Source organism: Streptomyces sp. JLBT605 (genome assembly GCF_058215555.1).
The window spans coordinates 3,949,479-3,960,532 of the sequence record NZ_CM177087.1 but is presented as its reverse complement, the minus strand read 5'-3'; the positions used below and the strand labels follow the sequence as shown (position 1 = coordinate 3,960,532).

Below are 11,054 nucleotides of genomic sequence, written 5' to 3'. Positions count from 1 at the left end.
GCGAGGGGCTCGTTGGGGAGTGGGGGCTCGACGGCTTCGTGCCCGTCGGCGCCGGGGCTGCCGGCTCCGGGTCCGCCGCGGAGTGGGTGGAGGCGGAGGCGGCACCGGGCTGCCGGCCGGCGTCGTGGGCCGGTTCCCGGACGACGTCCTGGCCTCGGCTGAGGTCCTGACCCCGGACGGGGCCCCGGCCCCTGCCGACGTCCGCACCGGCGCCCCTGCCGACGTCCCCGCCGGCCTCCCGGGCGGCGTCCCCGCCGCCGTCGAGGCCGGCGCCCTGGCCGCGCCGCTGCCCCGGCGGGCGCGCGCCACCGGACGTGGCGTCCTTCGTCTGGTCCACCGCCACGGGGCTCTCCCAACTGTCGAGCTTCGGGGTGGAATTGTGCCGTACTCGACGGCACTGTCAGGTCAGAAGATCGGGTTCGCTCCGCGTGATCTCCTGGTACAGCGACTGGTAGTTGATCCACGCGACGAGATCGTTTCCGAGCTGGTCGCGGGTCTCGGCGGCGCTCTCGGGGTCGATGAGCACCGGCTGCCCGGCCGCCTCGGCCGCCAGCTGCACCTGGCACGAGCGTTCCATCGCGATGAACCACCAGGCGGCCGCGTCCACCGAGTCGCCGACCGTCAGCAGACCGTGATTGCGCAGGATGATGGCCTTGTGCGGGCCGAGGGCGGCCGCGATCGCGCGCGCCTCGTCCTCGTCCACGACCACTGAGGTGTAGCGGTCGTAGAGGGCGTGATCCTCGAAGAAAGCGCACACGTCCTGGGTGATCGGCGCCAGCGGCCGGCCGAGTGCGGACAGGGCCCGGCCGTGCAGCGAGTGGCTGTGCGCGACGGCCACCACACCTGGTCGCGCTTGATGCACGTGCGAGTGAATCACGAACGCCGCCTGGTTGACGTGGTACCGCCCCTCCACGACCTGACCGCGCTGATTCACCAGGATCAGATCGCTCACGGTGACCTGCCGGAAGGGCATGCCGAAGGGGTTGACCCAGAAGCAGTCGGTGAACTCCGGGTCGCGAACGGTGATCTGGCCCGCGACGCCCTCCTCGAAGCCGTACCGGCCGAAGAGTCTGAGCGCGGCCGCCAGCCGCTCCTGGCGGTGACGGCGCTCGGCCTCGACGGTGTCGTGCTGGGGCGGCATCGCGAAGCGCAGCTGGTCGACGGGTATCGGCTCGGGCATGACGGTGGCTCCTGACGTCCCTGGGGCTCGAAGCGGAAGCTATCGCCAGGCGGCGCGGGAGCACAGGGTCGTGCGCGATCCGCCCCGGAAAACGCCCCGGAAGCGTCCCGGAAGGCGTTCCGGAAACGTCCCGGAAGGCGTTCCGGAAACGTCCTGGGAGAAGCCGGAAAGACGTCGACGCCGCCGCCCGGCGGGAGCGGGCGGCGGCGTCGACGGCGGTCTTCAGACCAGGGCGCGGGGTGGGGTCACTCCCACTCGATGGTGCCCGGCGGCTTGCTGGTGATGTCCAGCACCACGCGGTTCACCTCGTCGACCTCGTTGGTGATCCGGGTCGAGATGCGCGACAGCACGTCGTACGGCAGGCGCGACCAGTCCGCCGTCATGGCGTCCTCGGAGGAGACCGGGCGCAGCACGATCGGGTGGCCGTAGGTGCGGCCGTCGCCCTGCACGCCGACGCTGCGGACGTCGGCCAGGAGGACCACCGGGCACTGCCAGATCTCGCGGTCCAGCCCGGCCGCGGTCAGCTCCTCGCGGGCGATGGCGTCCGCCTCGCGGAGCAGGTCCAGGCGCTCCTTGGTGACCTCGCCGACGATGCGGATGCCCAGGCCCGGGCCCGGGAAGGGCTGGCGCTGGACGATCTCCTCGGGGAGGCCGAGCTCCTGGCCGACCATCCGGACCTCGTCCTTGAACAGCTTGCGGAGCGGCTCGATGAGCTTGAACTCCAGGTCCTCGGGGAGGCCGCCGACGTTGTGGTGGGACTTGATGTTGGCGGTGCCGGTGCCGCCGCCGGACTCGACGACGTCCGGGTAGAGGGTGCCCTGGACGAGGAACTCGACGGCCTCGGCCCCGGTGCCCGCCTCGGCGATGATCTCGGCCTGGGCCTGCTCGAAGACCCGGATGAACTCGCGGCCGATGATCTTCCGCTTCTCCTCGGGGTCGGAGACCCCGGCGAGGGCGGTGAGGAAGCGCTCCTGGGCGTCGACGACCTTCAGGTCGACCCCGGTGGCGGCGACGAAGTCCTTCTCGACCTGCTCGGTCTCGCCCTTGCGCATCAGGCCGTGGTCGACGTACACGCAGGTCAGCTGGGAGCCGATGGCCTTCTGGACGAGGGCCGCGGCGACCGCGGAGTCCACGCCGCCGGACAGGCCGCAGATGGCGTGCTTGGTGCCGACCAGCTCGCGGATGGCGGCGACCTGCTCCTCGATCACGTTGCCGGTGGTCCAGGACGGCTCGATGCCCGCGCCGCGGTAGAGGAAGTGCTCCAGGACCTGCTGGCCGTGCGTGGAGTGCATCACCTCGGGGTGGTGCTGGACGCCGTAGAGCTTCTTCTCGTCGTTCTCGAAGGCGGCGACCGGCACCAGGTCGGTGGAGGCGGTGACGGTGAAGCCCTCGGGGGCGGCGGAGCAGGCGTCGCCGTGCGACATCCACACGGTCTGCTCGGTCGGGGTGCCCTCGAACAGGGTCGAGCCGGGCTTGGAGACGGTCAGCGGCGTACGGCCGTACTCCCGGGCACCGGTGTTGTCGACCTTGCCACCGAGGGTGGTGGCCATGAGCTGGAAGCCGTAGCACATGCCGAAGATCGGCACCCCGGCCTCGAAGATCGAGCGGTCGAGAGTCGGCGCACCCTCGGCGTACACCGAGGAGGGTCCGCCGGAGAGGATGATCGCCTTCGGGTTCTTGGCGAGCATCTCCGCGACCGGCATGGTCGAGGGGACGATCTCGCTGTAGACGCGCGCCTCGCGGACTCGGCGGGCGATGAGCTGTGCGTACTGCGCGCCGAAGTCGACGACCAGAACGGTGTCGGGGGCGGCAGCTGGGGACGCTGATGGCACTTCGGCGGCCTTCCGGCGGTGGAACTTAAGGGGTTGGACTTTCGATTCTAACGGGCCCATACTGTGGGCCATGTCCAAGCAGCTGACCTTCGTCTTTACCTATGGCACCGGCCCGTCCGGCTGCCATGGTCGTGCTGCTTGATCCACTGAACAGCGACTTCCCAGGCGCCCCGGGCCGACAAGGCCCGGGGCGCCTGTGTGTTTCCGGTCCGACGGCTTGGGTCCCCGGGATCGGGATGCGAGATCCAGAAATCCGCGCATCCACGCATCCGAGAATCCGAGAATTCCCAAGGAGACCGATTCACGTGAGCAAGGGCACCAGCACCGAGATCGCGAACAGGGCGGGGCGGGCCGGTATCGACGATCTGGACCGGCGGATCATCACCCTGGTCCAGGAACGGATGGCCGTCTCGGACGGCATCCAGCGGGACCGGATCGCCACCGGCGGGCGCCGGCTCGACCTGTCCCGCGAGATGGAGATCCTCGGCCGCTACCGCGACGAGCTCGGCAGGCCGGGCACCGCACTGGCGATGACGCTGCTGGAGCTGTGCCGGGGCCGCGTCTGACCGCGACCGCTCCTCGCCGGGTGCTGCGGACCTTCCCGATCGCGCCGCCCTGGCCCGGGTCCCGGCGGACCGTCCCGTCGCGCCGCCCAGGCCCGGGCCCGGCGGACCGCGCCATCACCACCCGGCCGCGCCAGCCGGCGGCAGGCGCGGCCGCGTCCGGATGTTCGGTGGTCATCACCCGTACGGCGCGTGACCGGCGGCTCGGACGCCTCGTTGGTCCCGGTGTCCGCGCCGAACCAGCCAGGAGCGGCCCGGAAGATCCACGCGTGGCTAGATTCGCCGAAGCGATGAGACGCGACGCCTGCGGTGATTCAGGCGGTGCGCGTCGTGGGACCTCGTTTCGGCGCGGTGACCGGTCAGCAGGGGACAGCAGCCCGGTCATCACCCAAAGGACGGTCGGCCCCATGGGACGCCTGGGGCCGACCGTATCCGGTGCGGTCAGGTCCGGTTCGGTCGAAGACCGAAGTCTTCCCGATACCGGCTTTCGGTGATCCAGATCACTTCACAGTGTGACCGTTGTGTGAGCAACCTTTTTCTGGCAGTGCTGGTCATGTACGTGCAAACGCACGGCCATTCCGCGCCCCCACCGCGTCGGCCTTCTCCAGTCACCGCCTGCGCACAGCAGCGCGTACGGACCCAGAAGAGGTCTTCATGAAGCTTCGCCGCGCCCTGGCGACCGCCGCAGCCGCCGCCGCGATCGCCCCCGCCGCGCTTCTCGCGGCTCCGGCCGCGTACGCCGATTCCACGCCGGAGCCGACTCCGTCCGCCACCGTCGACCCGACGACCGAGCCGCCGGCCCCGACGCCGAGCGCGACGACGGAGCAGCCGACCGCGCCGGCCACCACACCCGCGCCGAGCCCGACCACCGCCACGCCGACGCCGACCCCGACGACGCCGACCCAGACCCCCACCACCCCCGCGCCCACCACGCCGACCCCGACCCCGACCGCGACGGAGACGACGCCGGGGGATGACGACGAGGACCCCATCTGCGAGGAGGAGTCCGAGGAGGCCGCGGTCCGCACCGAACTGCGCGGGCTGCCGAGCAAGGTCGTGGCCGGTTCGGGCTGGGTGAACTTCACCTTCCGCACGATCAACACCTCCGACCGCGCGATGAAGGAGGTCGACGAGTTCGTCGGCGTCGGCGCCATCTCCAAGGACGACATCTCGGACGTCTCGAAGTACCTCACCCTCCAGTGGTACGACCAGGCGGACGGCGTCTGGAAGACGCTCGACAAGGAAGCCGGGTACATCACCACCATCGCCGACCTGGGGCCGGACGAGTACGCGGACGCCAAGCTGCGGCTGAAGGTCGACGCCAGGACCCCGGGCAGCTACGGCTTCGCCATGTCCATCGGCGCGTACCACAACGAGGACGACGTCTGCGGCTTCTCCGAGGCCCTGGACTACGAGTTCGACGTGCTGGTCGCGGGCAGCAAGCCGGGCCCGGTGGAGGACTCCGAGGGCAAGCCGGGCAAGGGCGGCAAGAACCTGCCCAAGCCGCAGGGCGACCTGGACGAGTTGCCGGTCACCGGCGAGCTGGCCCAGACCGGTTCCTCCTCCATGCTGCCGACGATCGCCATGATCGGTGGCGTCGCGGTGGTCGCGGGTGCCGGTGCGGTGTTTGTCGTGCGGCGTCGCCGTACGGATGGGGCGGCCGCGTAACGACCTCCCGGACGGGGGTCGTTGAGGAGTGGCCCGGCGCGGCTGTCCGCCAGTGCGGGTGGTCGCGTTGGGGCTCCGCCCCGAGCCCCGGTCCTCAATCTCCCCCAGACTTCGTCCGGGGGGACCCCCAGGACGGGCTGGATTTTCCCGCCCGTCCGGCGCTTGCCTCAGCCCTCGGACGGGCTCAGTCCTTGGACGGGCTGGATTTCGGCACTGTCGGGATCGGGAGCAGCGGCAGGCGCAGGGCGGCGAAGGCGTCTGCCGGGACGGCCGGGTGGTGCGGGGCGACCGGCGTGAGGCGCTGGTAGGGCCGGCCCTGCTCGGGGCGCGGGTCCGGCTCGCCCTTGTTCGGCCACAGCGACATCGCCCGCTCCGCCTGGGCGGTGATGGTCAGCGAAGGGTTCACGCCCAGGTTCGCGGAGACCGCGGCCCCGTCCACCACCGAGATCCCGGGATGGCCGAACAGCCGGTGGTAGGGGTCGATGACGCCGTGCTCGGGGTCCTCGCCGATCGGGCAGCCGCCGAGGAAGTGCGCGGTCAGTGGGGTGCCCATCAGCTCGCCGAGATTGCTGCCCGGGATGCCGTTGATCGAGTCGGCGATCAGCCGTGCGGCCTCGGCGCCCTCGGGGATGTGGTCCGGGTTGGGGGTGCCGTGCCCCTGCCGCGCGGTGAGCAGCCCCTTTCCCAGGCCCTTGGGCTTGCGGTAGGTGGTCAGCGAGTTGTCGTGGGTCTGCATGACGAGCCCGATGATGGTGCGCTCGGACCAGCGGCGGTAGTTGAACATCCGGACGGCGTGGGTGGGGTGCCGCAGGTTCGCGCCGAGGTACCGCAGCCAGCGGGGCGCCTTCCCGCCGTACGGGATCTGCAGGATGGACAGCGGAGCCATCGCGTTGGAGCCCTTGCCGTAGCGGACCGGCTCGATGTGCGTGGTGTCGTTGGGGTGGATGGACGAGGTGATCGCCACCCCCTTGCTGAAGTCGGCCTTCCCCCGACCGGCGCCGGGAGCCGACCCCGTCCGGCCGGTCTTGCGGTAGCGCCGGTCGGTGGTCTGGGCGCCCACCAGCGCCTCGGAGTTGGTGCGGGTCAGCTCGCCGAGCTTCGCGGATATCCGGGGCAGCAGGCCGCTGTCCCGCATCCGGTGCAGCAGGGTCTGGGTGCCGTACGTGCCGGCGGCGATCACCACTCGCCGGGCGCGGATGGTCGTCCGCGGGCCCTTGCGCCGCCGGTCGGTGGGGACGGTCAGGACCCGGAAGCCACCGGCGTCGTCCTCGGTGACGGCGACCGCGGTGGTCATCGGGTACACCTCGGCACCGGCCCGCTCCGCGAGGTGCAGGTAGTTCTCGTTGAGGGTGTTCTTGGCACCGTGGCGGCAGCCGGTCATGCACTCACCGCACTCGGTGCACGCCGTGCGGGACGGGCCCACACCGCCGAAGTAGGGGTCGGCGACCGCCTCACCGGGCTTGGCCCGCGCCTGCCCGCCGGCGTCGTCGCCGTCCCCGAAGAACACCCCCACCGGGGCCATGTGGAAGCTGTCGCCGACGCCCATCCGCTCGGCGGCGTCCTTGAGGTGGACGTCGGAGGGGGTCATCGTCTTGTTGAGCCGGACCCCGAGCATCCGCTGGGCCTGCTCGTAGTACGGCCGCAGCTCCTCCTGCCAGTCGGTGATGTGGCCCCACTGCGGATCCTGGAAGAAGGGGGCGGGCGGCACGTACAGCGTGTTGGCGTAGTTGAGGGAGCCGCCGCCCACCCCGGCCCCGGCCAGCACCATCACCTTGCCCAGCACGTGGATGCGCTGGATGCCGTAGAGGCCGATGGCGGGCGCCCACAGGTAGTTGCGCAGGTCCCAGGAGTTCTTGGGCAGGGTGGCGCGGGTGTAGCGGCGGCCCGCTTCCAGCACACCGACCCGGTAGCCCTTCTCGGTGAGCCGCAGAGCCGATACGGAGCCGCCGAAGCCGGAGCCGATGACGAGGACGTCGTAGTCGTACTCGGTGGCCTCAGCGGGCTCGGTGGGCTCGGTGGACCCGGTTGGCTCGGTGGGCGCGCACGCGTCCTGTGTCACAGGTACCTCCGTCGGGCAGTGCAGGTCCACCAGGCGCGGACCGGGTCCAGGTTGCGAAGGGCGCGGCGGCGCGGGTCAGCGCAGCCGCAGCGCCTTCATGGCGCGCAGGCCCGTGGTCATCAGGCGGGCGTACTTCTCGTCGTCCAGGCCGAACGCCGGGGCCAGCGGCAGCAGTCGCTGCTGGGCGATGGTCTGCGCCTCGGTGAACTTGAGGATGCCCTCCGAGCCGTGGCGGCGGCCGAGCCCGGAGTCGCCCATGCCGCCCATCGGCGCGCGGACGCTGGCGTAGGCGGGCGAGAAGGCCTCGTTGACGTTGACCGTGCCGGTGCGCAGCCGGGCGGCGATGGCCCGGCCGCGGCGGGTGTCGCTGGTCCAGACGCTGGAGTTGAGGCCGAAGGGGGTGTCGTTGGCGAGCGCCACCGCCTCGTCCTCGTCGGTGAAGCGATAAATCGACACCACCGGGCCGAAGGTCTCCTCGGAGCACACCGCCATCGGGGCCTCCACCCCGTCCAGGATGGTCGGCTCGTAGAAGAGCGGGCCGATGTCGGGGCGGGCCCGGCCGCCCGCGACGACCGTGGCGCCCTTGGCGACGGCCTCGTCCACATGGCGGGTGACGGTCTCCAGCTGGCGGGCGGAGACCAGCGAGCCCATCTCGGCGCCGTAGGCGAGGGCGTTGCCCAGCCGCATCGCCTTGGTGCGGGCGGCGAAGCGGGCCAGGAAGTCGTCGGCCACCGAGGCATGGACGTACAGCCGCTCGATGGAGATGCACAGCTGGCCGGCGGAGGAGAAGCAGCCGCGGACCGCGCCCTCGGCCGCCTTGTCCAGGTCGGCGTCGCGCAGCACCAGCATGGCGTTCTTGCCGCCGAGTTCGAGGGTGCAGCCCACCAGCCGGGCGGCGGCGCGCTGGGCGACCTCACGTCCGGTGCGGGTGGAGCCGGTGAAGGAGACGTAGTCGGCGCGCTCGACGACGGCGGGACCGACGACCGGTCCGTCCCCGATCACCACCTGCCACACCTCGGCGGGCAGCCCGGCCTCGATCAGCAGGTCGCGCGCCCACAGGGCGGTCAGCGCGGTCTGGGTGTCGGGCTTCATGACGAGGGCGTTGCCGGCCACGAGGGCAGGCAGGGCGTCGCCGACGGAGAGTTCCAGCGGGTAGTTCCAGGGCGCGATCTGGCCGACGACGCCGCGCGGCTGGCGCACCTCGGTGACCTTGGTGAGCGTCGGGACGGCGCCCAGGTGACCCTTGGGCCGCAGATAGGCGGGGGCCTTGCGGCCGTAGTGCCGGGCGGCGAGCGCGACGGCCTGGATCTCCTCGTGCGCGTGCAGCCGGGTCTTTCCGGTCTCCAGTTGGATGAGGTCGAGGATCTCAGGCTGCCGCTGGAGCAGCAGGTCGTGGAAGCGCAGCAGCACGGCGGCGCGGCGGCGCACCGAGGTGGCGGCCCAGGCCGGCTGGGCGTCCCGGGCCCGGGTGAAGGCGGTCTCGACGTCCTCCGGGGTGGACTCGGGCAGGTCGGCCAGCTTCTCCCCGGTGAAGGGGGCGTGACCGGCGGTGGTGCCCTGGCCGACGAGCCCCCGGGTGAGCCGGGCGACCAGCACCGGGGTGATGACGTCGGCGGCGGTGCGGGTGCCGGGGGCGGCGACCGGGTTCCCGCCGGTGGGCGCTTCGGTGGCGGATGCGGTGGCGGTCGCGGTGCCGGTGTCCTGCGGGTCCCTGGAGTCCGTCATGCGGGTGAGGGTATGACGAGGCGAGGCCTTTGGGTACCCAGCGGTAACAACTTTTCCGGATCCATGCCAGTGTTCGCTGGCATGGATCACCACCCCACCCCTGTCCGCACAGGTCAGAGCTGGTCTTCGTCGATCTTCAGGTTCCTGACGACGTCCTCGAACAGCTGATCGCCCGTGGTCCGGGCGTCGCCCTCGGCGGGCATGGTGACCGTCAGGATCCAGACGGTCTTGTCCTTGTTCATATAGACGTGGTCGCGGTTGACGTAGCGGGGGTCGTCCTCGTCGTCGCCGCTCTCCAGGTAGCTGGTGGTCAGATCCCGCGCTTCCTTGCCCTGCTGGGTCGACTTCACCGGCTTGCCCGGCTTCGCGTCGTCCATGTTGTAGGCGTCGTCGCTGGTGTAGTAGTCGGCGAGCGTCCTGGCGGCGCCGTCCACCGACCGCGCGTAGGGCTCGTCCGTCTCCTCCTGCCGCCACAGGGAGATGGTGAAGACATCGCTGGGGTCATTGAAGCTGACGCCGGTGTCGCCGTCGCTGTCGTCCTCGTCGTCGACGACGCGCCGGTAGTCCTCCGGTACGGCCATGGACGCCGCGAGCAGCTCCGGGTCCTCGCGCACCGTCCAGCCGTCGGGCATCGCCGGCTCGCTCGCGAAGGGATTGGCAAGGGCCAGCACCAGCGCCGCCGCCACCGCCAGCACCCCGGCGCCCAGCCCCAGCTGCGCCTTGCGGTTCTTGTGCAGGATCGGCGGGACGAAGCGGCTGCCGCCGGTGGCCGCGCCGGCCCCCGCGACCTCGCCGGCGCCGTACGCCCGGGTGGCCATCATCGTCGCCGCGGGCTGCGGCGGGCGGGCCGCCCTCTCCAGCGCCTGGCGCACCTCGGCCGCCGACGGGCGCGCCGCCGGCTCCTTGCTGAGCAGCCGCATCGTGACGGTGCCCAGCTCGCCCGTGGCACGGGCCGGCGTCTGCGGTTCGGCCGACAGGATCGCCTGGAGGGTGGCGGGGGTGTGCGAGCGGCGGAACGGCGACATGCCCTCGACCGCCGCGTACAGCACCACGCCCAGCGACCACAGGTCCGACTCCGGTCCGGGGCGCTGGCCCAGCACCCGCTCCGGGGCGATGAATTCCGGCGAGCCGACGAACCCGCCGGTCTCGGTGAGCCCCTGCTCGCCCTCGACCTGGGCGATCCCGAAGTCGGTGAGCACCACCCGGTCTCCCCCCAAGACTTCGTCCTGGGTGGGGGTGCCCCCGGCGAAGCCAGGGGGAGTACCCCCACGGCCGAGCAGCACGTTGTCCGGCTTGACGTCGCGGTGCAGCACCCCTGCCTCGTGAGCGGCGGTCAGTGCACCCAGCACGGCCAGGCCGATCCGGGCCGCCTCGCGCGGGTCGAGCGTGCCCTCGGCCAGCCGGTCGCTGAGCGAGTGGCCGCGCACCAGCTCCATCACGATCCACGGGCGGCCGTCCTCGACCACCACGTCGTGCACCGAGACCACCGAGGGATGGTCGATCCGGGCCGCGGCCCGCGCCTCGCGCTGCATGCGCTGGTAGACGGTCTGCCGCTCCCGCTCCGGCAGGTGCTCCGGAAGGCGCGGCTCCTTGACCGCGACCTCGCGGTCGACGACCTGGTCGTGCGCCTTCCACACGGTGCCCATGCCGCCGTGTCCGAGCCGGGAGATCAGCCGGTAACGACCGCCCACCAGCCGCCCGGAGCCCGGCTCCCGCGCGGCCGCGGCGCGGGCGGTAGCGCGCACGGAGGCGGGGGTGGGAGCGGGTCCGGCGTTGCCTTCGCGAGGGTCGGACGCGCCGTACCCGGCGTGTCCGGGCTGCCCTGCGGGCCCGGGTGCGGCGGACATCTGCGTCGGCTCGTAGCCGCCCTGCGACGGGATCGAGGCCGTCACATCGGCCGGGTCGGGCCCGGCGGCCGGCTGAGCCGGCTGGAGCCCGTAACTGGTGGGCTCGTCCGCCCGTCCCCCGTGGTTCGTCATGGCTCCATCATTACCTGGCGTGAGCCACCGCCCGCCACTCAAGGGCCC

Annotated in this window: 7 protein-coding genes; 2 read left to right on the top strand and 5 right to left on the bottom strand. The window is 71.9% G+C overall.

Going from position 1 to position 11,054, the window contains the following annotated elements; genetic code table 11:
- Positions 1 to 400 precede the first annotated feature (400 nt).
- Together AC4BDD_RS17225 and guaA are read right to left on the bottom strand one after the other, a co-directional pair.
- The gene (locus AC4BDD_RS17225; RefSeq protein WP_490686330.1) at positions 401 to 1,180 is read right to left on the bottom strand and encodes a class II aldolase/adducin family protein; all 780 of its coding nucleotides are present in this window, start codon (positions 1,178 to 1,180) and stop codon (positions 401 to 403) included.
- A 245-nt stretch (positions 1,181 to 1,425) separates the two neighbouring features.
- Positions 1,426 to 3,012, bottom strand: a complete 1,587-nt coding sequence (gene guaA, locus AC4BDD_RS17220; RefSeq protein WP_490686329.1) for a glutamine-hydrolyzing GMP synthase — start codon at positions 3,010 to 3,012, stop codon at positions 1,426 to 1,428.
- A gap of 305 nt (positions 3,013 to 3,317) precedes the next feature.
- Here guaA and AC4BDD_RS17215 point away from each other — a divergent pair, with 305 nt between their 5' ends.
- Entirely contained in the window at positions 3,318 to 3,578 is a 261-nt protein-coding gene (locus AC4BDD_RS17215; RefSeq protein WP_490686328.1) for a chorismate mutase, read from the top strand.
- 651 nt (positions 3,579 to 4,229) lie between these two features.
- Positions 4,230 to 5,243 carry an LAETG motif-containing sortase-dependent surface protein gene (locus tag AC4BDD_RS17210; RefSeq protein ID WP_490686327.1) on the top strand — a complete coding sequence of 338 codons (1,014 nt, stop codon included), beginning with the start codon at positions 4,230 to 4,232 and terminating at the stop codon, positions 5,241 to 5,243.
- A 184-nt stretch (positions 5,244 to 5,427) separates the two neighbouring features.
- On the opposite strand, the gene AC4BDD_RS17205 is transcribed toward AC4BDD_RS17210, so the two are convergent.
- The 3 genes from AC4BDD_RS17205 to AC4BDD_RS17195 form a co-directional block, all read right to left on the bottom strand.
- Complete coding sequence (locus AC4BDD_RS17205) at positions 5,428 to 7,302, bottom strand: GMC family oxidoreductase N-terminal domain-containing protein (RefSeq protein ID WP_490686326.1); 1,875 nt, start codon at positions 7,300 to 7,302, stop codon at positions 5,428 to 5,430.
- 75 nt (positions 7,303 to 7,377) lie between these two features.
- On the bottom strand, positions 7,378 to 9,027 hold the full coding sequence (locus tag AC4BDD_RS17200; RefSeq protein ID WP_490686325.1) for a succinic semialdehyde dehydrogenase: 1,650 nt from the start codon (positions 9,025 to 9,027) through the stop codon (positions 7,378 to 7,380).
- 113 nt (positions 9,028 to 9,140) lie between these two features.
- Positions 9,141 to 11,006, bottom strand: coding sequence for a serine/threonine-protein kinase (locus AC4BDD_RS17195; RefSeq protein WP_490686324.1), 1,866 nt, complete (start codon positions 11,004 to 11,006; stop codon positions 9,141 to 9,143).
- Positions 11,007 to 11,054: the final 48 nt, after the last annotated feature.